General features: G+C 71.1%; 26 protein-coding genes. 12 read left to right on the top strand and 14 right to left on the bottom strand.

Features of this window, described 5'->3' with window-relative positions; all coding sequences use genetic code 11:
- Positions 1-32 precede the first annotated feature (32 nt).
- The 3 genes from V5F49_RS13655 to V5F49_RS13645 all read right to left on the bottom strand — a co-directional run bounded on the left by V5F49_RS13655 (position 33) and on the right by V5F49_RS13645 (position 2,909).
- Positions 33-1,433, bottom strand: a complete 1,401-nt coding sequence (locus V5F49_RS13655; protein WP_394117266.1) for an ATP-binding protein — start codon at positions 1,431-1,433, stop codon at positions 33-35.
- Positions 1,430-2,143, bottom strand: coding sequence for a response regulator (locus V5F49_RS13650; RefSeq protein WP_394117267.1), 714 nt, complete (start codon positions 2,141-2,143; stop codon positions 1,430-1,432). Before V5F49_RS13650 ends, V5F49_RS13655 begins: the two co-directional genes overlap by 4 nt.
- Positions 2,144-2,357: 214 nt before the next feature.
- On the bottom strand, positions 2,358-2,909 hold the full coding sequence (locus V5F49_RS13645) for a MarR family winged helix-turn-helix transcriptional regulator (RefSeq protein ID WP_394117268.1): 552 nt from the start codon (positions 2,907-2,909) through the stop codon (positions 2,358-2,360).
- Positions 2,910-3,119: 210 nt separating this feature from the next.
- On the opposite strand from V5F49_RS13645, the gene V5F49_RS13640 reads away from it, so the two are divergent.
- Positions 3,120-4,013: a branched-chain amino acid aminotransferase gene (locus tag V5F49_RS13640; protein ID WP_394117269.1), complete on the top strand. Its 894-nt coding sequence runs from the start codon at positions 3,120-3,122 to the stop codon at positions 4,011-4,013.
- 196 nt (positions 4,014-4,209) lie between these two features.
- The gene (locus V5F49_RS13635) at positions 4,210-4,938 is read left to right on the top strand and encodes a phosphatase PAP2 family protein (RefSeq protein ID WP_394117382.1); all 729 of its coding nucleotides are present in this window, start codon (positions 4,210-4,212) and stop codon (positions 4,936-4,938) included.
- A 29-nt stretch (positions 4,939-4,967) separates the two neighbouring features.
- Here the strand turns inward: V5F49_RS13635 and V5F49_RS13630 are convergent, their stop codons facing one another.
- The 7 genes from V5F49_RS13630 to lgt form a co-directional block, all read right to left on the bottom strand.
- A complete protein-coding gene (locus V5F49_RS13630; protein ID WP_394117270.1) occupies positions 4,968-5,774 on the bottom strand; it encodes a class I SAM-dependent methyltransferase in 807 nt (268 codons plus the stop codon).
- 120 nt (positions 5,775-5,894) lie between these two features.
- A complete protein-coding gene (locus V5F49_RS13625) occupies positions 5,895-6,848 on the bottom strand; it encodes a ribose-phosphate pyrophosphokinase (protein ID WP_394117271.1) in 954 nt (317 codons plus the stop codon).
- Between the two features lie 113 nt (positions 6,849-6,961).
- A complete protein-coding gene (locus V5F49_RS13620; RefSeq protein ID WP_394117272.1) occupies positions 6,962-7,633 on the bottom strand; it encodes a hypothetical protein in 672 nt (223 codons plus the stop codon).
- A gap of 112 nt (positions 7,634-7,745) precedes the next feature.
- Complete coding sequence (locus tag V5F49_RS13615) at positions 7,746-8,297, bottom strand: RBBP9/YdeN family alpha/beta hydrolase (RefSeq protein ID WP_394117273.1); 552 nt, start codon at positions 8,295-8,297, stop codon at positions 7,746-7,748.
- Between the two features lie 15 nt (positions 8,298-8,312).
- Positions 8,313-9,080, bottom strand: coding sequence for a peptidoglycan editing factor PgeF (gene pgeF / locus V5F49_RS13610; protein ID WP_394117274.1), 768 nt, complete (start codon positions 9,078-9,080; stop codon positions 8,313-8,315).
- Positions 9,081-9,090: 10 nt separating this feature from the next.
- Entirely contained in the window at positions 9,091-10,197 is a 1,107-nt protein-coding gene (locus V5F49_RS13605) for a class I SAM-dependent methyltransferase (RefSeq protein WP_394117275.1), read from the bottom strand.
- Positions 10,194-11,015, bottom strand: a complete 822-nt coding sequence (gene lgt, locus V5F49_RS13600) for a prolipoprotein diacylglyceryl transferase (RefSeq protein ID WP_394117276.1) — start codon at positions 11,013-11,015, stop codon at positions 10,194-10,196. The genes V5F49_RS13605 and lgt overlap by 4 nt, the downstream gene beginning before the upstream one ends.
- A 178-nt stretch (positions 11,016-11,193) precedes the next feature.
- On the opposite strand from lgt, the gene V5F49_RS13595 reads away from it, so the two are divergent.
- The 8 genes from V5F49_RS13595 to der all read left to right on the top strand — a co-directional run bounded on the left by V5F49_RS13595 (position 11,194) and on the right by der (position 17,273).
- On the top strand, positions 11,194-11,481 hold the full coding sequence (locus V5F49_RS13595) for an accessory factor UbiK family protein (protein ID WP_394117277.1): 288 nt from the start codon (positions 11,194-11,196) through the stop codon (positions 11,479-11,481).
- 290 nt (positions 11,482-11,771) lie between these two features.
- Positions 11,772-12,272 (top strand): type III secretion system chaperone family protein, encoded by a 501-nt coding sequence (locus V5F49_RS13590; protein WP_394117278.1) that lies wholly within the window; start codon positions 11,772-11,774, stop codon positions 12,270-12,272.
- A 147-nt stretch (positions 12,273-12,419) separates the two neighbouring features.
- Positions 12,420-13,256: a pyrroline-5-carboxylate reductase gene (gene proC, locus V5F49_RS13585; protein WP_394117279.1), complete on the top strand. Its 837-nt coding sequence runs from the start codon at positions 12,420-12,422 to the stop codon at positions 13,254-13,256.
- A gap of 39 nt (positions 13,257-13,295) precedes the next feature.
- Complete coding sequence (locus V5F49_RS13580) at positions 13,296-13,961, top strand: TetR/AcrR family transcriptional regulator (RefSeq protein WP_394117280.1); 666 nt, start codon at positions 13,296-13,298, stop codon at positions 13,959-13,961.
- Positions 13,962-14,196: 235 nt separating this feature from the next.
- Positions 14,197-14,697 (top strand): YaiI/YqxD family protein, encoded by a 501-nt coding sequence (locus tag V5F49_RS13575; protein WP_394117281.1) that lies wholly within the window; start codon positions 14,197-14,199, stop codon positions 14,695-14,697.
- 121 nt (positions 14,698-14,818) lie between these two features.
- Positions 14,819-15,520, top strand: a complete 702-nt coding sequence (locus V5F49_RS13570) for a tetratricopeptide repeat protein (protein WP_394117282.1) — start codon at positions 14,819-14,821, stop codon at positions 15,518-15,520.
- 10 nt (positions 15,521-15,530) lie between these two features.
- Positions 15,531-15,803 carry a hypothetical protein gene (locus tag V5F49_RS13565; RefSeq protein WP_394117283.1) on the top strand — a complete coding sequence of 91 codons (273 nt, stop codon included), beginning with the start codon at positions 15,531-15,533 and terminating at the stop codon, positions 15,801-15,803.
- Between the two features lie 72 nt (positions 15,804-15,875).
- A complete protein-coding gene (der, locus tag V5F49_RS13560) occupies positions 15,876-17,273 on the top strand; it encodes a ribosome biogenesis GTPase Der (protein WP_394117284.1) in 1,398 nt (465 codons plus the stop codon).
- A 54-nt stretch (positions 17,274-17,327) separates the two neighbouring features.
- Here the strand turns inward: der and hemW are convergent, their stop codons facing one another.
- From hemW to rph, 3 genes are read right to left on the bottom strand one after another with little or no spacing between them, the layout of a single operon-like run.
- On the bottom strand, positions 17,328-18,521 hold the full coding sequence (hemW, locus tag V5F49_RS13555) for a radical SAM family heme chaperone HemW (RefSeq protein ID WP_394117285.1): 1,194 nt from the start codon (positions 18,519-18,521) through the stop codon (positions 17,328-17,330).
- Positions 18,518-19,153, bottom strand: a complete 636-nt coding sequence (gene rdgB / locus V5F49_RS13550) for an RdgB/HAM1 family non-canonical purine NTP pyrophosphatase (RefSeq protein ID WP_394117286.1) — start codon at positions 19,151-19,153, stop codon at positions 18,518-18,520. Before rdgB ends, hemW begins: the two co-directional genes overlap by 4 nt.
- A complete protein-coding gene (rph, locus tag V5F49_RS13545; RefSeq protein ID WP_394117287.1) occupies positions 19,153-19,866 on the bottom strand; it encodes a ribonuclease PH in 714 nt (237 codons plus the stop codon). Before rph ends, rdgB begins: the two co-directional genes overlap by 1 nt.
- 171 nt (positions 19,867-20,037) lie before the next feature.
- Between rph and hrcA the strand changes: the two genes are divergently transcribed.
- Both hrcA and grpE read left to right on the top strand, forming a co-directional pair.
- On the top strand, positions 20,038-21,138 hold the full coding sequence (gene hrcA, locus V5F49_RS13540) for a heat-inducible transcriptional repressor HrcA (protein WP_394117288.1): 1,101 nt from the start codon (positions 20,038-20,040) through the stop codon (positions 21,136-21,138).
- A 114-nt stretch (positions 21,139-21,252) separates the two neighbouring features.
- Positions 21,253-21,894 (top strand): nucleotide exchange factor GrpE, encoded by a 642-nt coding sequence (grpE, locus tag V5F49_RS13535; RefSeq protein ID WP_394117289.1) that lies wholly within the window; start codon positions 21,253-21,255, stop codon positions 21,892-21,894.
- 110 nt (positions 21,895-22,004) lie between these two features.
- Here the strand turns inward: grpE and V5F49_RS13530 are convergent, their stop codons facing one another.
- A complete protein-coding gene (locus tag V5F49_RS13530; protein ID WP_394117290.1) occupies positions 22,005-22,412 on the bottom strand; it encodes a response regulator in 408 nt (135 codons plus the stop codon).
- Positions 22,413-22,460 lie beyond the last annotated feature (48 nt).

The following is a 22,460-nucleotide window of genomic DNA, read 5'->3' as shown; positions in this document are numbered from 1 at the left end:
CTCGCGCGGGCGCCGCAGATTCGCCAGCCCCCTCAGACCGGAATGCGCACGCTCGCCCTGAGCCCCCCCAGCGGGCTGTCGGAGAGGATGACGTCGCCGCCATGGGCGCGGGCGATGTCGCGGGCGATGGACAGGCCGAGGCCGGAGCCGCCGTCATCCTGGTTGCGGGCATCGTCGAGCCGCAGGAACGGGCGGAACACCTCCTCGCGCTTTTCCTCGGGAATGCCGGGGCCGTCGTCGTCCACGTGCACGATGAGCCAGCGCGCGTCGCGGGTGCCGGCGATGGCGACGCGGTTGGCGTGGCGCACGGCATTGTTCACGAGGTTGCCGATGCAGCGCTTGAGCTGGTCGCCCTTCACCTCCACCAGCGGCGGACCCATGAAGCTCGCCTCGGCGGTCGCGCCGTCGCGCTCGGCGTTGAGGCGCAGGTCCTCCACCAGCTGGTCCATGTCGGTGAGCGCGACCTGCTCGCCGGGATCGCCGCGGGCGAAGGCGAGATAGGCTTCCAGCATGCCCTGCAGCTCGTCCACGTCCTTCTTCAGCGCGTCGGTGTCGGCGCCCTCGGGCAGGAAGGCGAGCTCCAGCTTGAAGCGGGTGAGGATGGTGCGCATGTCGTGGGAGACACCGGCGAGCATGGTGGTGCGCTGCTCGATCTGCCGCTCGATGCGCCGCTTCATCTCCAGGAAGGCCACCGCAGCGCGCCGCACCTCGCGGGCGCCGCGGGGGCGGAAATTCTCCACGTCCCGGCCCTTGCCGAACGCCTCGGCCGCGTCGGCGAGGTTCTCGATGGGGCGGATCTGGTTGCGCAGGAACAGGATGGCGACGGTCAGCAGGACCAGCGATGTCCCCACCATCCACAGGATGAAGATGTGCGAGTTGGAGGCATAGGCGGCGTTGCGCTGGGCGAGGATGCGCAGCACCGCGTCGTCCATCCTGATGCGGATCTCGATGAGGTTGGAGCGGCCCACCGTGTCGATCCAGAACGGGCGCTTCACCCGCCGGTCGATCTCGCGCGACAGGGCGCTGTCGAGCACCGAGAAGAAGGGCTTGGGCCCCGGCGCCGGCAGCGGCGTCATCGGCAGCACGGAGACGTTGAGCTGCAGGTGGCGCGAGGCGAAGGTGCGCAGCGCCAGATAGTCCTTGTCCTTCGGCAGCACGTCGTAGAGCGCCACCACCGCCGAGATGTCCTGGCTGACGGCGGCCGAGAGCCGGCGCGTCACCGTGTTGTAGTGGCGCTCCATGAAGACGAAGGCCACCACCGACTGCAGGATCACCATGGGCGTGACGATGATGAGCAGCGAGCGCGGATAGAGCCCCTTCGGCGTCACCCGGTTGAACCAGGCGGCGAAGCGGGAATTGGCCTCCTTCAGCCAGGCGCCCACATGGCGCGCCGCATGGCGCAGGCCGGAGGGGCCGCTGTCCGCCACGCTCAAGGCGTCACCACCAGCCGGTAGCCGATGCCGCGCACGGTCTGCAGGTGCACCGGATTGGCGGGGTCGCGCTCCAGCTTGCGGCGCAGGCGGTTCACCTGCACGTCCACCGCCCGCTCGCTGGCGGCCCCGCCGCCGGCGAGGGCGAGCCGGGGCACGGTCTCGCCCGGCTCCTCGGCGAGGGTGCGCAGCATGTCGCGCTCGCGCTCGGTGATGCGGACGATCTCGCCGCTGCGGGTGAGCTCGCCGCGTTCCAGGTGGAAGGCGAACTCGCCGAAGCGGACGCTCTCGATGGCCTTCTGCGGCGGCGGCAACGCCCGCTTGAGGATGGAGCCGATGCGCAGCAGCAGCTCGCGCGGCTCGAACGGCTTCGCCACATAGTCATCCACCCCCGCCTCGAGCCCGGTGATGCGGTCGGCGGTCTCCGAGCGGGCGGTGAGCATGAGGATGGGCACGGCGGAGCCGCGCCTGAGGTCGCGGGCGAGGTCGAGGCCGCTCTCGCCCGGCATCATCACGTCGAGCACCAGAAGGTCGAAGGCGAGCCCCTCCAGCCGGCTGCGCGCCTCCGCCGCCGACGCGGCGGTGGTGACGCGATAGCCGTTCTCGGTCAGGAAGCGCGACAGCAGGGTGCGGATGCGGCTGTCGTCGTCCACCACCAGCAGGTGGGGCGCGTCGTCGGCGAGGGCGACGGGGGCGGCGGCGACGTCAGACATGGCGCACCTTGCGCGCAGGCGCCCACGGGGCGGGGCCGGATGCGGGAAGGGCGGCGGAAGCGAAGGCGGTCTCGAATAGGGTCATGGCCTGGAGACTATGCGCAAAGGCGCGGGATTGGGACAGGCCCGCCCGCATGGCGGAACCGTCGTGCCGGCCGGCATCGGCGTCATCCGGCCGATGCGCCCGCGGCGGGCCCGGTGGCGCCGCCGCGGCTCAGTCCGGACGGGCGCGCGCGGCCCGGTCGGCCCGCTCGATCAGCCGCTCCACCGAGCCGCGATCCTCCTTGTCGATCATGGCAAGAAGAAAGCGGCGCACCGCCTCCCGCCCGGCCGGCCCGCTGGCCTCCAGCGCCCCGGCGATGCGGCGGCTCTGCAGCCCGACGAACTGGCGCGCCAGCATCTCGCCCTTGGCGGTCGGGAACAACAGCCGCTGCCGCCGGTCGGCGGCGCCGGCGCGGCTCTCCACGAAGCCCTCGTCCACCAGCTCGCGCAGCACGCGGCCGAGGCTCTGCTTGGTGATGCGCAGGATGTCGAGCAGATCGGTGACCCGCATGCCGGGGTGCCGGTTCACGAAATGGACAACGCGATGGTGCGCCCGGCCGAAGCCGATGGGCGCCAGGATCTCGTCCGGATCGGCGACGAAATCCCTGTACGCAAAGAAGAAAAGCTCGATGAAGTCGACCAGCGGCAAATCCGCCGCCGCATCCTCGCGAGGGGGGGACACGGGCGCCGGAGCGGGTTCGACGAGAGAATTTATGTCAGCCATGTTGACTTTTTTCGTTTTGATCGTTACCCAAAGAGCCAGTTCAGCGAAATGATCGGTCGCGCACTCCCTGGACACGGTTCGATCATTTCGTGGCTTTGCCGGCTTGATGAGCAGGCGTAAAGATATCCCCATGCGGCACTGCTGGAAAGCGGCGGTTGCGTCGGGGGGAAGCCGCGCGCACGACGCGGTTGAAACAAGGAGTTTAAGATCATGAGCGCTCAGGGTGTCCCCTTCGATCAACGCGACGGCTGGATCTGGTACGACGGCGTGTTCGTGCCGTGGGCCGACGCCAAGCTGCACGTGCTGTCCCACGGCCTGCACTACGGCAGCACCGTGTTCGAGGGCGAGCGCGCCTACGGCGGCCGGATCTTCAAGAGCGCCGAGCACTCCGAGCGGCTGCGCCTGTCGGCGGAGATGCTGGACTTCACCATCCCCTACACCATCCCCGAGATCGACGCGGCCAAGAAGGCCACGCTCGAGAAGAACAATCTCGTGGACGCCTATGTCCGCCCGGTCGCCTGGCGCGGCAGCGAGATGATGGGCGTCGCCGCCCAGAAGAACTCCATCCACCTCGCCATCGGCGTGTGGGAATGGCCGAGCTACTTCGATCCCGAGCAGCGCCTGAAGGGCCTGCGCCTCGACCTCGCGGAGTGGCGCCGTCCCGATCCGGCCACCATCCCCTGCCGGGCCAAGGCCGCCGGCCTGTACATGATCTGCACCATCTCCAAGCACCGCGCCGAGCGGCGCGGCTTCGCCGACGCGATGATGCTGGACTATCGCGGCTACGTGGCCGAGTGCACCGGCGCCAACATCTTCTTCGTGAAGGACGGCGTGATCCACACGCCCAAGCCCGACTGCTTCCTCGACGGCATCACCCGCCGCACCGTGATCGACATCGCCCGTCGCCACGGCATCGAGGTGATCGAGCGCCACATCCTGCCCGAGGAGCTGGCCGGCTTCTCCGAGTGCTTCATCACCGGCACCGCCGCCGAGGTGACCCCGGTCGGCTCCATCGCCGACTGGACCTTCAAGCCCTCCGGCATCACCCACCAGCTGATGGATTCCTACACCGCCGAGGTGCAGCCCAAGCAGCAGGCGGCCTGAGCCGGCCCGGCTGAGCCAGAAAGCGGGCGTCGTCCACCGGACGGCGCCCTTTTTTGTTGCCGCGCAGCGCGTTGGCGTCGCACCGGAAACCACACGAGTTGACGGGGCCGGCAACGCGCGGCACATCTTCCGCGTGAGCACTCCCGCCCCCACCCTGCTCGACCGCCTCCAGCGCCGGGTCGAGACCCTGCCCCTGATGGGGCCCATGCTCGCCGGCGTCAGCCGGATGGAGCGGGCGACCCTCGCCGTCCTCGGCTTCACCGCCCTCGCCTTCTACGCCTTCGTGAAGGTCGCCGACGAGGTGATGGAGGGCGCCCCCGGCCGCCTCGACCGCGACATCCTGCTCGCCCTGCGCAACCCCGCCGATCCCACCGACCCGCTGGGGCCGCCGTGGCTGGAAGAGAGCATGCGCGACTTCACCGCGCTGGGCGGCACCGGCGTGCTGACGCTGCTCACCATCCTGGCCGCGCTGTTCCTGCTGATGACGCGCAAGCGCCACGCGGCGCTGCTCGTGGTGTTCTCGGTGGCCGGCGGCACCGCCTTGTCGCAGCTGCTGAAATGGGGCTTCGACCGGCCGCGGCCGGACCTCGTGCCGCACGGCATGGCGGTCTACAGCCAGAGCTTTCCCTCCGGCCACGCCATGCTGTCGGCCGTGGTCTACCTGACCCTCGGCGCGCTGCTCGCGCGCACGCAGGCGCGCACCCGGGTGAAGGTGTTCCTGCTCGGCGCGGCTGCGGCCCTGACGGTGATCGTCGGCATCAGCCGCATCTATCTCGGGGTCCACTGGCCCACCGACGTGCTCGGCGGCTGGGCGCTGGGCGCGGCATGGGCCGCGTTCTGCTGGCTCGTCATGCTCTGGCTGCAGCGCAAGGGCGACGTCGAGAGCGAGAACAACGGCCGCACGCAGACGCCGCCCGCCGTCTGAGCCGGCGCAGGCCGGCTCCGCTTCGGCCGTCAGGCCCGCAGCAGCAGGCTGTGATCGAACCCGGCGGTAAGGCGCTGCGTCGGCAGCACCTCGATGTCCGCATAGAAGGCATCGAGCCCCGCCTCGTCGCTCGGCAGGGCCGCGAACTCCTCCACGATCCGGCAATAGTCGCGCTGGAGCGTGTCGTTGGACGGGTCGAGATTGGAAATGAAGACGAGCCCCGTGGGCGGCGCGTCCACGCACACGACCTTCAGGTCCGGCCGATACTTGCGCAGGATGGGGATCACCTTCCACACGTCGCCGGTCCACCAGTCCTCGTAGGGCGTGCCACGGGTGATGCGCCGCGCCTCCTCCTTCGATCGCACAGTCATCTGCTCCGCAAGCGGCAGGCAATCATGCAGGGCGATGAGGCCGCGCGGGTTGGCGACGCGCTCGGTGTTGGCGATGTCGCGCAGCAGGTATTCGAACTGGTGCATGCCGTCGAGAAAGGCGAAATCCACCGGCCCGCCGAAAGCCCCGACGACGTCCACCTCGGCGAAGAAAAGATCGCTCGGCATCTGGAACAGGCGGACGTCGGTCTTCCCCGCCGCGATGTTGTGGGAGATCCGAAAGCTGGGATCGACCCCGATCGCCCGCTCCGCCGGAATCTGCGCGAAGCAGGAACCGGTGAACACGCCCACCTCCAGATAGCGCTTCACGCTCCGGACCTTCGCCAGGTGCTGCAGCACCGAAACGTAAGGCTCGCCGCCATGCTTCCGGGACACCGGCGCCACAGCGGGCAAAGGTGCTGACACCGGCACGGTATCGTGCTGGCGGAGCGCGGTTTCATCCTGCATGGCGGGCCTTGCTGATACCGGAATGGCCGGGGCGCGACGACAGATTGCCACGCCACACCATCGCAACCGGACTCGTTGGGAGGGAGCCTAGCCCGCGCGCGGAAGCCGCCGCAAGCGGCCTCAGTCAAACAGGCTGGAGACCGATTCCTCGTGCGCCGTGCGGGCGATGGCCTCGCCGATCAGGGTGGCGATGGACACCACGCGGATATTGCGCGCCACCCGCACCGCCTCGGTGGGCTGGATCGAATCCGTGATCACCAGCTCCTTGAGCTTGGACGCCGTCACCCGCGCCACCGCGCCGCCCGAGAGCACGCCGTGGGTGATGTAGGCGGTGACCTCCTTGGCGCCGCGGGCCAGCAGGGCTTCCGCCGCATTCACCAGGGTGCCGCCTGAATCGACGATGTCATCCACCAGGATGCAGGAGCGGCCTTCCACGTTGCCGATGACGTTCATCACCTCGCTCTCGCCGGGGCGCTCGCGGCGCTTGTCGACGATGGCGAGCTGGGCATCGATGCGCTTGGCCAGCGCGCGCGCGCGCACCACGCCGCCCACGTCGGGCGAGACCACCATGAGGTTGGAGGGGTCGAACCGCTCCTTGATGTCCCGCACCATCACCGGCGCGGAATAGAGATTGTCGGTGGGAATGTCGAAGAAGCCCTGGATCTGCCCGGCGTGCAGGTCCAGCGTCATCACGCGGTCGGCGCCGGCGTGGGTGATGAGGTTGGCCACCAGCTTGGCGGAGATGGGCGTGCGCGGGCCGGGCTTGCGGTCCTGCCGGGCGTAGCCGAAATAGGGCAGCACCGCCGTGATGCGCTTGGCCGAGGCACGGCGCAGCGCATCGATGATGATGAGCAGCTCCATCAGGTGATCGTTGGCGGGGAACGAGGTGGACTGCACCACGAACACGTCCTGACCGCGCACGTTCTCCTGGATCTCGACGAAGATTTCCATGTCCGCGAAACGCCGCACGACCGCCTTGGTGAGCGGGGTGGCGAGATAGGCGGCGATGGCTTCAGCGAGCGCGCGGTTGGAATTCCCCGCGACGACCTTCATGGGACCGTTCTCCGCTGACATGTGAGGGCTCCGCCCCGAGGGTGCCGGGGGCTGGTGGAAAGCGTGAGTGGATCTGATAGGCGGCCCGTCACAAACTTGTAAAGGCCTTGCCGGGCATCCGGCGCCCGCGCACCTCAGTTGTTCGCGTATGCCAGGGCTGCGGAAGGCGCAGAGAGCGCCGCCACCGGCACGCCCGCGGGCTCGGCGCGGGGCGCGGGCTCGGCGGTGGCGACGGCCGGAGCATCGGCCGCCGGGGCAGCGGGCGCGGCCGCCGGGGCCGAGCCGGTGACGCCCAGCGTCTCGGCGAGGCTCGCCATGGAGCTGTTGGCCACGCGCGCCAGCACCGCGTCGTCGCAGGCGGCCCAGCCATTGGCCACGCCGCCCTTCAGCGTCCCGGCCGGTTCCTCGCCGGCGACGCGGGCGATACGGTTCTGGTTCTGGTCGTACACGTCCCAGGCATAGGCCACCGAGGCCTTGTTCTTCTGCACGTGCAAAGCGAGGTAGCCCTTCACCCGGTAGGCGGCATTGCCGCTGCGGGAAACCACCGCCACGCGGCGCTGCTCGGCCTCGCTGGAGAGCTGGCCCACCAGCTTGTCGAAGGTGGCGGGGGGCGGGCCGTCGATGGTGTCGAAGGCGAGGGTGCGGCCGCCCGCGTTGGCCATGCCGGAGCCGTCGGTCTGGCAGGCGCCGAGGGCGAGGCACAGGACCATTCCGGCGAGAGACGCCAGCCTGCGTCCGTTGCGCACGGAGACGGACTCGGGAGCCGCCTTGCGTTCCGGCGCGTGCTCGGCCTCAGATCCCCGCATGGTCGCTCCCGGCGTTACCTCTTCGGGAAGAGGCGTAGCGGGAAACGGGAGCCGGGTCCAGAAAAACGGTTAAGACGCGGTTAACGCGGGCAGGGTCCCCGTCCTGCACCCGTCATCCGAGCGCCTGCAGGAAGCCGAGCAGGCGCATGGAGCCCTCCGGCCAGGGGCCGAAACCGGCCTCGGCATTGATGTGCCCGGCCTCCCCCGCATCCACGAAGGCCGCGCCCCAGTCGAGCGCGAAGCCCTCGGCCCGGGCATAGCTGCAATAGGGATCGGTCCGGCTCGCCACCAGAACCGAGGGGAAGGGCAAGGGGGCGGAGGGCATGGGGCCGAAGGCGGCCAGATCCGCCGGAAGGCCCGGCACGTCGAGGTCCGGCGGAGCGACGAGGAAGCCGCCCAGCACCTTGCCCGCCGGCAGCAGCGGCACCGCGTGCAGCAGGGTCGGCACGCCCAGGGAGTGCGCCACCACCACCACCGGCTTCTCCGCCGCCGCCACCGCCTCCGCGAGGCGACGCGGCCAGTCCTGCCGGTCGGGACGGTCGAAATCCGCCTGCTCCACCCGCCGGGCGGTGGAGAGCTTGCGCTCCCACCGGCTCTGCCAGTGGTCCGGGCCGGAGCCCTGCCAGCCGGGCACGATCAGGAGGGAGACGTCGGAAGAGCGCATGGAAAGGTCCGGAAATCAGGCGAGGGCGATGGCCGCGATCAGGCGGCCGTAGTCGGCTTCCTTGCGGTGGGTGGCGCGGCGGAAGGAATAGAAGCGGGCCTCGTCCGGATAGGTGTCGAGGCCGAGATCCTCCACGTGGCGGATGCCGGCCTGCGTCAACCGCAGCCGGATGAAGCCGGGCAGGTCGAACAGGGCATGGTGCGGCCGGTCGGCCGGGGCGAAGAAGCGGGCGAAGGCCTTGTCCTCGGCGAGGAAGCGGGCGACGAAATCCTCGCCCACCTCGTAGCTCGCCTGCCGGATCAGCGGGCCGATGACCGCGCGCACATTCTCCCGCCGCGCGCCCTGCTTCTCCATCAGGTCGATGGTCGCGGCCAGCACGCCACCGATGGCGCCCTTCCAGCCGGCATGGGCGGCGGCCACCACGCGCGCGTCGGGATCGGCGAACAGCACCGGGCCGCAATCGGCGATGGAGACGGCGGCGCCGATGCTCGGAGTGGCAGTGACGATGGCGTCGGCCTTGGGGGCATCCTCGCGGGTCCAGGGATCGGTCCCGAGCACGGCATCGGCCGAATGCACCTGCCAGCAGGCGAGCAGCCGGTCCGGCGCGACGCCGATCTCGGACGCCATGCGCGCCCGGTTCTGCGCCACGGCGGCGGGATCGTCGTTGGAGCCCATGCCGCCGTTGAGGCTGGCGTAGAGGCCCGTGGAGACCCCGCCCTGCCGGGTGAAGAAGGCGTGGCGGATGCCGGGCAAAGCGGCCAGCGACGGCGCCAAGATCTTCATGGCACGTTCTTCATGAACGGAACTCCTCGGAGGGGTCGAACGCGGGTGGGGCCCCAAGGGCAGGATGGGCGAGGACGAGCACCTTGAACAGGGCGCCCATCTCCCCCACCCCGATGCCGGCGAGGCGGCGGGCGGCGGCGGCGATGGCGTCCCGCGTGGCAGGCTCTTGCTCGCGCATCAGCCGTTCGGCGCGATGGGCAAGGCCCAGCCGGTCGAGAAACACGCCCTGCCCGAAGGGCCCGAACGCCGCCAACCCCGCCGCCCGGCCGAGATGGGCCAGGGCTGCGAAATCCACATGGGCGGTGAGGTCGGCCGCGCCGGGATCGGCGAGCGGGTCGGCGAAACGGTGCTTCGCCACCGCCTGCAGCGTATCCCCATAACCGCCGGCATGGCCGTAATCCACCACCAGCGTCAGGCCGCCCTGAGCCGCCAGCCGCGCCGCCAGCGCGCGGGCGGGGCCGCTTTCCATATGTTCCAGCACATCGCCGTCCTGCGGCGGGGGCAGGTGGGCGGCGAAGGCCTCCGCCACCCGCGCCGGCGCGGGATCAAGGCCGAACGCCAGCGCCCCGCCCGGCCCCAGCCCCACCCGGCGCTCGTGCCAGCGGCCGCCCTGCCGCACATATTGATCCACCGGCAGGGCATCGAAGAATTCATTGGCGAGGACGATGGCCGGCCCTTCCGGCACCTCCTCCACCCGATCGTGCCAGGCGAGGCGGGGCGCGAGGGGGGCGACGGTGCGCGCCTGCACCGTCCTCAGCGCCGGGCTGGTCTCCACCAGATGCACGGACGCGGCAGCCCCGAACGCCGGCACGAGCCGGGCGGCGCGCAGGGCGTCGGCCATCAGCGTGCCGCGGCCGGGGCCGAGCTCCACCAGCCGGAAGTCTCCCGGCGCGCCCATCTGCTGCCATGCCGCCACCGCCCACAGGCCGATGAGCTCGCCGAACATCTGGCTGATCTCGGGGGCGGTGGTGAAGTCGCCGGCGGCGCCCAGCGGATCGCGGGTGATGTAATAGCCGTGGCGGGGATGGCCGAGCGCGAGCGCCATGTAGCGGCTGACGGGGATCGGCCCCTCGGCGGCGATGAGGGCGCGGATCTCCTCGGCGAGCGGGCCCGTCACGGCTGGGCGGGGGTACGCTTCAGGGCGTAGGCGAGCAGTCCCGCGCCGGCCAGCACCAGCGGCACCGACAGCCACATGCCCATGGTGGTGCCGAAGGCGAGATAGCCGAGCTGCACGTCCGGCTCGCGGAAGAACTCGCCGACGATACGGCCGAGGCCATAACCGATGCCGAAGATGCCGGCGGCGACGCCGGGCCGCTTCAGCCCGCCCATGCGCACCACCACGAGCATCACGATAAACAGCACCACCCCTTCCAGCGCCGCCTCGTACAGCTGGCTCGGATGGCGCGGCAGCGGCCCGCCGTGGGGGAAGACGATGGCCCACGGCACGTCGGCCGGCCGGCCCCACAGCTCCCCGTTGATGAAATTGGCGAGCCGGCCGAAGAACAGGCCGAGCGGCGCCACCACGCCCGACACGTCGAGCAGCGACAGCACTTTGATGCCGCGCGAGCGCGCGAACAGCACCAGCGCCACCAGCGTGCCGGCGAGACCGCCGTGGAACGACATGCCGCCCTTCCACACCGCGATGATGTCGGCCGGATTGGCGAGGAAATAGGTAGGATTGTAGAACAGCACGTAGCCGAGGCGCCCGCCGAGGATGACGCCCAGCGTCGCCCAGAACAGGGCGTCGTCGAGGTCCTGCGGCTTCATGGGCGAGACCCCGCCCCACAGCGCCGGCCGCGCCACCAGGGTGCGCGCCAGCAGCCAGCCGAGCACGAGGCCGGCGATGTAGGCCAGCGCATACCAGCGGATGGCGAGGGGGCCGAGCTGCACCAGAACGGGATCGATGGCCGGAAACGGCAGGGCGAAGGTGGTCATCGGATCCCCGGAAGGTGGCGCCTCGGGCGAGCGCCGTCATGTGCCGCGCCGGGGCCGCCTCCGTCAAGCCGCACCCTGCCGGATGGCCTCGCGGCGGGGTGCGGCGCAGCACACTTGCGCGCGCGGGCGCACCTCGCCATGTTCAGGGCCCGGGCAGGGCGCCCGCGAGGAGGCTTTCATGACCCAGACCACCGGCCGCATTTTCGACGAGATGGCGCGTCTCGTGAACGACGCCGCCGGCGTGGCCCAGGGCGTCCGCCGCGAGGCCGAGACCGTCATGAAGTCCCAGATGGAGCGCTTCCTGCGCGACATGGACCTCGTGAAGCGCGAGGAATTCGAGGCGGTGAAGGACATGGCCGCCGAGGCGCGCGCCGAGAACGAGCGCCTCTCCGCCCGTATCGCCGCCCTCGAGGAGCGCCTCAGCGCCCCGTCCGGCACGGTCGATTCGACGGTTAGCGGGGCCTGATTGCGGCCTGCGACTCCGTGACCGCTCGGCGGGCGCTTGGGGAGCAGCCACAATCTGTCGTAGCGGGGAAATATTTACCCGCGATATACTGATTTTCGTGGCGATTCGGAGCCGGTTCGTCGCAGCGTGTCGACTGCGACGGGGCGCAGCCTCGCCAGGATGTCCACCTTCGGGCGGGCGTCCGCCCGGCACGCCGCGTGCATGCCAAGAGGCCTCAACGCCGAATGGCCCGACGCGCGGGATGCTGCGTTCGACCCTCTCCGCGTTCCTCCCACCGCGAGGTCGAGGCCATGTCACTCATCGACATCGAAGCCGAAGCGCCGGCGAACCCAGTTGATCTCGTGGAGCAGCTCGCTGCCCTCAACGACTGGTCGTTCGAGCGCTCCGACGAGGACGAGATCACCCTCTCCCTCTCCAGCCGCTGGACCGACTGCCACGTCTCCTTCCAGTGGATGGACGAGCTGGAGTCGCTGCATCTCGCCTGCGCGTTCGACTTCAAGGTGCCCGAGGGGCGCCGGCCGGAGGTGCTGAAGCTGCTGGCGCTCATCAACGAGCAGATGTGGCTCGGCCATTTCGACATGTGGTCGCAGGAAGGCGTCATCATGTTCCGCTACGCGCTGGCGCTGGCGGGCGGGGCCACTGCCTCCGACCGGCAGTGCGCGGCCATCCTCGACGCCGCGCTCGATGCGGTGGAGCGGTATTATCCGGCGTTCCAGTTCGTGGTCTGGGCCGGCAAGACCGCCCGCGAGGCCATGGACACGGCCCTGTTCGACACCGTCGGCGAGGCCTGAAGCCATTGCCGTGCGCCGGGCTCCGGGGGTGATGCCCCCGGTCGTTCCCGCGCGGCGCGGGTGGGTGGGTCCGGCGTTCCCACCGCCCGATTCCTCCGTTATGGGAGGGGCGAGGCGCCGCTGGCGCGAGCTTCCCGCGAGGCGGAGATGAGTGAGAGCGTTCTGAAGACCCTGTCCGGACCCGTGGTGCTGGTGGGCGCCGGAAAGATGGGCGGCGCCATGCTGGAAGGCTGGCTGCGCCTCGGCCTTCCGGCCGACAAGGCCGTCATCCTCGATCCGCATCTGCCGGCGGACGCCGGTGCCGCCCTGGCGGCGCGGGGCGTCAGCGTCAACCCCGCCCATGCGGCGATTCCCACACCGTCGGTGCTGCTGCTCGCCGTCAAGCCGCAGGTGGCGCCCGAGGCGCTGCCGCCGCTGGCGCCCATCGCCGGGCCGCAGACCCTCGTGGTCTCCATCATGGCCGGGCGGACGCTCTCCTTCATGGCCGACATCTTCGGCGCCGCCACCCCGCTGGTGCGCTCCATCCCCAATACGCCCGCCGCCATCGGCCGGGGCGTCAGCGTCGCCGTGGCCGCCCCCTCGGTGTCGCAGGCCCAGCGCGACCTCACCGCCGCTTTGCTGGGCGCCATCGGCATCGTGGAATGGGTGGAGGACGAGGACCTGATGGATGCGGCCACCGCCGTTTCCGGCTCCGGCCCTGCCTATGCCTTCCTGCTGGCGGAAGCCATGGCCGAGGCCGGCGCCGCCGCCGGCCTGCCCGCCGACCTCGCCGCGCGCATCGCCCGCGCCACCGTGGCGGGCGCCGGCGCGCTCATGGACCAGTCGGACCTGCCGGCCGCCACGCTCCGGCAGAACGTCACCTCGCCGGGCGGCACCACCGCCGCCGCCCTGGCGGTGCTGATGCGCCCCGACACCGGCTTCGGCCCGCTGCTGACCGAGGCCATTGCGGCCGCCACCAAACGGGGCAAGGAATTGGCCGGCTGAAGCCTGCCCCTGCGGCAGGCGCGCCCGGAAGGAGACGCCATGACCTCCGAGACCACCCGCGACGCCTGCCTGCGCGCCTTCCTGGACCTCATCGCCGAGCGGCCGCCCGCCCGCGTCTCGCTGGCCGAGGTGGCCGCGCATTGCGGCGTCTCCCTGTCCGAGATGCGCGCCGCCTTCGCCACCTCCGATGACCTGCTGGCCGCCTTCTTCCGTGCCACCGACCGCCACGTGCTGGCGGAAGGCGGGCCGGACACGGCGGATTTCGCCGGCGAGGAGCCGAAGGAGCGCCTGTTCGAGGTGCTCATGCGCCGGCTCGATGCGCTGGCGCCGCACCGGGAGGCGGTGCGCGCCCTGCGCAATGCCGCGCGCCGCGATCCGCGCCTTGCCTGCACCCTGCTGCGGCTGTCGGAGACCTCCCAGCGCTGGATGCTGGCCGCCGCCGGCATCGATTGCGCCGGCCTCGCCGGCAGCGTGCGGGCGAAGGGGCTGGCGCTGCTGTTCACCCGCGTGCTCGACGTGTGGCTGACGGACGAGGACCCGGGCCTTTCCGCCACCATGGCCGCGCTCGACCGGGAGCTGGACACGGGCGCCAAGCTGCTCGGGATGCTGGACGATCTCGCCTCCATCGCGCTTCCCTGGCGGCGTCGCCGGCGCGGTGCCGGCGGCGGTGAAGGGGAAGCGGACGCGGCAGCCCCGGCGGCGTGATCCGCTCCGCCGCCACCGCCGGACGGACCGGAACCCGTTGGGCGCGGTAGCTGCCCGGCGCGTTCCGCCGAAGGGCAGAGCAGGTCAGCGGCCGTTCCCTCCCCGCCTGTGGCCCTCTCCCGGCAGGCGCGCGACCAGCGGCCGCTTCCCGACCGCGGGCTTCACTCCACCGCGCCCCGGCGGGCAGGGCGGACACGTCCGCCGCCCACCCCGACCTTTCTCCCTGAAAGCCGCCATGAACGCACGCGACCTCCCCATCGCCCTTTATGTCGACGCCGACGCCTGTCCGGTGAAGGAGGAGGCGTACAAGGTGGCGCTGCGCCATGGCGTGGCGGTCTATGTGGTGGCCAATGCGCCGATCGCGGTGCCGCGCCATGAGCTCATCATCCGCTGCGTCGTGGCGGCGGGCCCGGATGTCGCCGACGATTTCATCGCCGGCCGCGCCGTGCGGGGCGACGTGGTGGTGACGGCCGACGTGCCGCTCGCCGCCCGCTGCGTCGCCTCCGGGGCCGACGTGATCGCCCCCAACGGCCGCCCCTTCACCGGCGATTCCATCGGCATGGCCCTCGCCACCCGCAATCTGATGGAGGACCTGCGCTCGGCCGGCGCGGTCACCGGTGGCCCGAAACCGTTCGGCCCGCGTGACCGCTCAGCCTTCCTCTCCGCCCTCGACCTGGCGCTGGTGCGGCTGAAGCGGGCGGGATTTTCGGCCGGGCCGCCGCCTGCGGAGACGTGAAAACGCGGCGCGCGGCGGATCAGCGCCATCGAAACGCCGCGTTTGCCACGATGAAGCCGCATGGATACTTTACGCGCCCTTTGCCGGCGCGCCGGCCCCCATCCCCCGAAGTCGCGGACCCATGACCGATATTTTTCACGAGATCGAGGAAGACCTCCGGCGCGACCGCCTGCGCAAGCTGTGGGACCGCTTCGGCGGGCTCATCATCGCGGCTGCCGTGCTGGCCATCGTCGCCGCGGCCGGGTGGAGCGGGTACAAGTACTGGCGCCATCAGCAGGCGGTTGCCGCCAGCGCCGCGTTCCAGAGCGCCATCACCCTTTATGACGCCGGCAAGTTCCAGGAGGCGGAGGCCGCCTTCGGCGCCATCGCCAAGGACGGGCCGGCCGGCTATCGCACCCTCGCCCTGTTCCGAGGCGCGGCCGCGGCCTCCGCGCGTGACAAGGCGGCCGGCATCGCCGCCTTCGACGCCATCGGCGCCGATGGCCGCCTGCCCCAGCTGGTCCGCGAGCTGGCGCTGCTGCGCGCCGCGCTGATTCTGGCCGATACCGCCGGCCTTGCCGAGGTGCAGCAGCGCGTCGGCGCCATCGCCAGCGGCACCGGCCCCCTGCGCCATTCCGCGCGCGAGGCGCTGGCCATGGCGCAGCTGAGGGCCGGTGACCTCGCCGCCGCCAACAAGACCGCCACGGACATGGCCTCTGACGGCGAGACCCCGCCCGGCGTGCGTTCCCGGGCCGAGCTGATCCGCCGCCTGACCGCCGGGGCCGCCCCCGCTCCCGAGGCGCCGCCCGCCGCGCCGGCCGCGCCCGGCACCGCCACACAGTGAGGATGAGCCGATGACGAAGACGCGCCGCGTTTCCACGTCCGTCAAGCTGGCGCTGGGCCTCGCCCTCGCGCTCGCGGCCGCGGGCTGCGACACGCTCGACAAGCTCAACCCGTTCGACCAGCCCAAGAAGCCGCTGGCCGGCACCCGCAGCCCGGTGTTCCCGCAGGGCGTGCCGGGCGTGGACTACGGCACCCCGCTGTCGCAGCCGAGCAACGCCAACGTCCCGCTGGACCAGCTGCCCCAGCAGCAGCAGGGCGCCAAGCCCCAGCAGCAGCAGCGCTGATCCCTCCGCCGCCCGCTCGCGGGCGGCGCTTCCGACGGCCCCCGACCCTCCCGGCGCAAGAGCCCCTTCCCCATGACCTTTTCTCTCGCCATCGTCGGGCGTCCGAACGTCGGAAAGTCCACCCTGTTCAACCGGCTGGTGGGCAAGAAGCTCGCGTTGGTGGACGACCGCCCCGGCGTCACCCGCGATCGCCGCGAGGGCGACGGCCGCCTCGGCGACCTTTCGTTCCGCATCGTCGACACGGCCGGGCTCGAGGAGGCGGACGCCGCGACCCTCGAGGGCCGCATGCGCGCCCAGACCGAAGCCGCCATCGGCAACGCCGACGCCATCCTGTTCATGATCGACGCGCGGGTGGGCCTCACCCCCACCGACCGCGCCTTCGCCGATCTGGTCCGCCGCTCCGGCAAGCCGGTGATCCTGCTCGCCAACAAGAGCGAGGGACGCGGCGGCGAGGCGGGTGCGATCGAATCCTTCGCCCTCGGCCTCGGCGATCCGGTGGCCCTCTCGGCCGAGCACGGCGAGGGCCTGTCCGACCTCTACGACGCCATCTGCGCCGCCCTGCCCGAGCAGACCCGCCTGCCCGAGGAGGACGAGGACGACGAGGAGGAGGCCTATGCGCCTCCCGCCGACGCGGACGCGGAAGAGGTGCCCGACGAGAAGCCGCGCCGCCCCATCAAGGTGGCGGTGCTGGGCCGGCCGAACGCGGGCAAGTCCACCCTCATCAACCGCCTGCTGGGCGAGGACCGGCTCCTCACCGGGCCGGAGGCGGGCATCACCCGCGATTCCATCTCGGTGGCGGTGACCTATGCCGGCGTCAAGCTGGAGGTGTTCGACACCGCCGGCCTGCGCAAGCGCTCGCGCATCGACGACAAGCTGGAGAAGCTCTCCGCCGCCGACGCCCTGCGCGCCATGAAGTTCGCCGAGGTGGTGGTGCTGCTGGTGGATGCCACCCGCCCGTTCGAGGAGCAGGACCTGCGCATCGCCGATCTGGTGGCGCGGGAGGGACGCGCCCTCGTCATCGGCTACAACAAGTCGGATCTCGTGGCCCGCGGCGGCCTCGCCACCCGCCTGCGCGAGGAGGCGGACCATCTGCTGCCGCAGGTGAAGGGCCTGCCCATCGTGCCGGTGTCCGGCCTCATGGGGCACGGGCTCGACAAGCTGGTGGCCGCCATCGCCCAGACCCACAAGGTGTGGAACAAGCGCATCGCCACCAATCCGCTGAACCGCTTCCTGCAGCAGGTCACCGACAGCCACCCGCCGCCGGCGGTGTCCGGCCGTCGGGTGAAGCTGCGCTACATGACCCAGCCCAAGGCGCGCCCGCCGTCCTTCGTGCTGTTCTGCTCGCGCGCCGATGCCGTGCCGGAGAGCTATATCCGCTATCTGGTGAACGGCCTGCGCGAGACCTTCGATTTGCCCGGCGTGCCGATCCGCCTGACTCTGCGCCAGAAGGACAATCCCTACGCCGATTGACGGCTGCGGGGCCGTCCGCGCCTCCGCCCGGGCCGGCGTCTGCCGCTGCCGGCCTCACCCCGCCAGCGCGGCGATCACCGCGTTGAGCACCGGGAAGCCGCCCTCCGTCACCCTGATGCGGAAGCCATCGCGAGCGACCAGCCCCTGTGCCACCAGATCGGCGATGCGGGCGGGGTCCATTTGTCCGCCCAGCGCCGCGTGGCGGGCAAGGTCCACGCCTTCCTTCAGGCGCAGCCCCATCAGCAGCATCTCGTCGGCCTGCTCGGCGCGCGACAGCGGCTCGTCGGAGACGATGCCGTGGCCGTCGGCCTCCACACGGGCGAGCCAGTCCTCGGGCGAGCGCTCGGTGAAGGTGGCGCGGCGCGCCCCGCCCTCCCCCGAAAGCCGGCCATGGGCCCCGGCGCCGATGCCGGCATAGGTGCCGTAGCGCCAGTACACCAGATTGTGCCGCGCCTCCGCGCCCGGACGGGCATGGTTGGAGACCTCGTAGGCCGGCAGGCCCGCTTCTGCCGTCACCTGCTGGGTCACGTCCCACAGGGCGCGGGACACATCGTCGTCCGGCAGGACGAGCTTGCCGGCGCCATAGAGCCGCTCGAACGGCGTGCCGGGCTCGATGGTCAGCTGGTAGAGGGAGAGATGCTCGCAGCCCTCGGCGAGGGCGCGGGAAAGCTCATCCGCCCAGGCCTCGGGCGTCTGGCCGGGCCGGGCGTAGATCAGGTCGAACGAAACGCGGTCGAAGGCGCGCCGCGCCACCGCCACCGCCGCCAGCGCCTCGGCCACCGAATGCATGCGGCCGAGGCCCTTCAGGGCGGCATCGTCGAGCGCCTGCACCCCCAGCGACACCCGGTTGACCCCGGCGGCGCGATAGCCGGCGAAGCGGTCCGCCTCCACCGAGGTGGGATTGGCCTCCAGCGTCACTTCCGCATCGGCGGTCAGTGGCCAAGCGGCGTCGATCGCCTCCAGGATGGCCGCGACCGTCGCCGGAGCCATGAGGGAGGGCGTGCCGCCGCCGAAGAACACCGTGCCGGCCCGCTTCGGCCCCGACAGCGCGCGCATGTGCGCGATCTCGCGACGGAACGCGGCGATGAAGCGCGCCTCGTCGGGCGGGGCGAAGCGCACGTGGCTGTTGAAGTCGCAATAGGGGCACTTGGCCTTGCAGAACGGCCAGTGGACATAGACCCCGAACCCGCCGTCCTCCGCGCCGGGCGCGGCGTGCGACAGCGGGGGCTGTGTCGCGAGCCCCCTCATGCGTCGAGGCACGCCCGCGAGAGCTTCAGGAACGCCCGCGCCCGGTGCGACAGGCCGAAGCCCTTGGGCGGCATGGCGTGCTTCTCGTCGGCGGTCATCTCGGCGAAGGTCTTCTCGTGGCCCTCGGGGAGGAACATGGGGTCGTAGCCGAAGCCCTTGGCCCCGCGCGGCGGCCACACCAGAGTGCCGTCCACGGTGCCTTCGAACTCCTCGAGGTGCCCGTCCGGCCAGGCGATGCACAGGGCCGAGACGAAGCGGGCGTGGCGCTGCTCCGGCGCCGTGGCGCCAGCCTTGAGCAACTCGGCCTGCACCTTCTCCATGGCCATCTCGAAATCGCGCTCCGGCCCCGCCCAGCGGGCGGTGTGGATGCCGGGCGCGCCGCCGAGGGCATCGATCACGAGGCCCGAATCATCCGCGAAGGCCGGGAGCTGCGCGGCGGTGGCCGCCGCCACCGCCTTCAGGCGCGCATTGCCCGAGAAGGTGGTCTCCGTCTCCTCCGGCTCGGGCAGGTTCAGCTCGCCGGCGGAGACCGCCTCCACCCCGTGGGGCGCAAGCAGCATCCGCATCTCGATGAGCTTGCCCGGATTGTGGGTGGCCACCACCAGGCGGCCCCGCAGGAGACGGTGCGCCATCAGCCCACCGCCTGCTTCTGCAGCGCCACCAGATGGTCCACGCCCGAACGGGCGAGGCCGAGCAGGGAGAGCAGCTCCTCCTGGGAGAAGGGGGTCTTCTCCGCCGTGCCCTGGATCTCGACGATGCCGCCGGTGCCGGTCATGACGAAATTGGCGTCGGTCTCGGCCACCGAATCCTCGGCATAATCGAGGTCGAGCACCGGGGTGCCCTCATAGATGCCGCAGGAGACGGCGGCGAGGTGCTGCTTCAGCGGCATCTCGCGGACCATGGAGCGCGAGCGCATCCAGGAGAGGCAGTCGTGCAGCGCCACCCAGGCGCCGGTGATGGAGGCGGTGCGGGTGCCGCCGTCGGCCTGCAGCACGTCGCAGTCGATGGTGATCTGCTTCTCGCCCAGGGCCACGAGGTCGGTCACCGAACGCAGCGAGCGGCCGATCAGGCGCTGGATCTCCTGGGTGCGGCCGGACTGCTTGCCGGTGGTGGATTCGCGCCGCGTGCGGTCGTGGGTGGCGCGGGGCAGCATGGCATATTCCGCCGTCACCCAGCCACGGCCCTGGCCCTTCAGCCACGGCGGCAGGCGCTCCTCCAGCGTCGCGGAGACGAGCACGTGCGTCTCGCCGAACTTCACGAGGCAGGAGCCTTCCGCGTGGCGCATGACGCCCCGTTCAAAGGAAACGGCGCGCATCTCGTCGGCGGCGCGCTTGCTGGGGCGCATGGGCAGGGTCCTCTCGTCAGATCGTCGGGCGCTCCTTTTAGAGCGCGCGGGCGGCGGAGGGAAGCAACCCGCATTCCGCCGGCAAAAGACGCCGGGCGGCTTGAACCGGAGCCCCTTCGCGGACACATAATGCCGTGTTGGACCTCTCGTCCCGAAGGATGGCGTGACGCCGTGGCGCTTGATCCGTTTCTGCCCCTCACCTCCGGCGGCCTCGCCCAGATCGACGAGCGGGCCCGGGAGATCTTCCGCCAGATCGTCGAGAGCTATCTCGCGACGGGCGAGCCGGTGGGCTCGCGCAACATCTCGCGCCTCATTCCCATGACGCTCTCGCCCGCCTCCGTGCGCAACGTGATGGCGGACCTGGAAGCCGCGGGGCTCATCTTCGCCCCCCACACCAGCGCCGGGCGCCTGCCCACCGAGCGGGGGCTGCGCTTCTTCGTGGATGCGCTGCTGGAGATCGGCGACATCAACGAGCGCGACCGCACCAACATCGAGACGCAGGTGATGGCCGCGGCCCGCTCCACCACGGTGGAAGGGGTGCTGCAGGAGGCCTCCGCCATGCTCTCGGGCCTCGCCCGCGGCGCCGGCGTGGTGACCGCCACCAAGACCGACCCGCGCCTGCGCCACGTGGAATTCGTGCCGCTGGAGCCGGGGCGCGCGCTGGTCATCCTCGTGTCCGAGGACGGGCAGGTGGAGAACCGCGCGCTGGCCATGCCGGCGGGGCTGCCGGTGTCGGCGCTCACCGAGGCCACCAATTTCCTCAATGCCCGCATCCGCGGCCGCACCCTCGCCGAGGCGCGGGCCGAGATGGAGAGCCTTCTCGCCGAGCTGCGCCGCGACCTCGACGCCCTTACCGCCCGCGTGGTGGAAGAGGGCCTCGCCTCCTGGTCCGGCGACGAGCCGAACGAGCGCAAGCTGATCGTGCGCGGGCAGGCGAAGCTCCTGGAGGACCTCAAGGCGTTCGAGGACCTGGAGCGCATCCGCCTGCTGTTCGACGACCTGGAGACCAAGCGCGAGGTGGTGGACCTGCTCGGACGGGCGGAGGAGGCGCAGTCCCTGCGCATCTTCATCGGCTCGGAGAACCGGCTGTTCTCGCTTTCCGGCTCCTCCACCATCGTCGCGCCCTACCGCGACGGACAGGGCCGGGTGGTGGGGGTGCTGGGCGTCATCGGCCCGACCCGGCTGAACTACGGGCGCATCGTGCCCATGGTGGATTTCACCGCCCGCCTCGTCAGCCGCGTGCTGGGCGCGCCAGGGAGCGATGCCGCCTGAACGCAACGGACTGCCCGGTGCCGGCTTGATTTTTCGCGCCATGGCCCCGATATGCGCGGGGAATGTTGGCCTTTGCCCCACGGGGCAGAAACTCAAGGCAGGGGAAGAAACCGGATGAGCGAGCAGAAGCGCGCGCCCGAGACCGGCGGCGACGCAAGCGAAAACGGTGCGAGCAAGGGCATCGGCGAGGCGACCGCGGAAGCCGAGGCGCTCGCCACCGCCGACGCCGAGATCGGCAGCGACGCGGGCGAGAAGCAGCGCCTGGAAGCCGAGATCGCGAGCCTGAAGGACAAGTTCCTGCGCGCCTTCGCGGAAGCGGAGAACGTGCGCCGTCGCGCCGAGCGCGAGGTTGCCGATGCCAAGACCTATGGCATCTCCTCCTTCGCGCGGGACATGCTGACGGTGGCCGACAACCTCTCGCGGGCCCTCGGCTCCGTCGACGAGGCGGCCCGCGCCTCCGCCGATGGCGCCTTCAAGTCGTTGCTGGAAGGGCTGGAGCTGACCGAGCGTGGCCTCTCCACCGCGCTGGAGAAGCACGGCATCCGCCGCATCGAGCCGAAGGGCGAGAAGTTCGATCCCAACCTGCATCAGGCCATGTTCGAGGTGCCGGACCCGAGTGTCCCCTCGGGCACGGTGGTGCAGGTGGTTCAGTCGGGCTACGTCATCGGCGAGCGCGTGCTGCGTCCCGCCATGGTGGGCATTGCCCGCGGCGGCCCCAAGGCGGAAGCCGCCGGCAAGGAAGCCGGCGCGGCCTGAGCCGCGAACACGCGAACGGCTGAAGACGACGACGGCGGGGCGATCCTGATCGCGCCCGCCGTTTCATTTTGCGCAGCAACGTGCGCAGCCTGCCGCCCGCGGACAGCGCTTCAGCGTGAGATCGAGGCGTCCCGGAAGGCGCGTCCCTTGGCCGGGCCGCCGGACAGCAGCTCCTCCAACGCGTCGGCGATCACCCGGCTGGTGTAGGGCTTGGCGACACGGGGCGCGCCGGCGAACTCCGGCGGCATGCGCACGCTGCCGGTGTAGCCCGAGCAGAAGATGAAGGGGATGCCGCGCTCCGCCAGGATGGCGGCGGCGGGGTAGACCGTCTCGCCGGCGAGGTTCACGTCGAGAATGGCGGCGTCCACCTGCTCATGGGCCGCAGCGGCCACGGCGCCGGAAAGATTACCCACGGGCCCCACGACGACGCAGCCGAGGGACCGCAGGTTGTCTTCCAGCCCCATCGCGACCAGGAACTCGTCGTCGACGACGAGGACCCGCTTGCCCGAGAAAATCATGACGGACGCCCTGACTGACACATCTCCGACCCTTAACGGGCTGGCAGC

This window comes from Xanthobacter lutulentifluminis, from assembly GCF_043194675.2.
Taxonomy (GTDB): Bacteria; Pseudomonadota; Alphaproteobacteria; order Rhizobiales; family Xanthobacteraceae; genus Xanthobacter.
The sequence above is the reverse complement of the archived record's forward strand: the minus strand, read 5'-3'. Positions and strand labels throughout refer to the sequence as shown.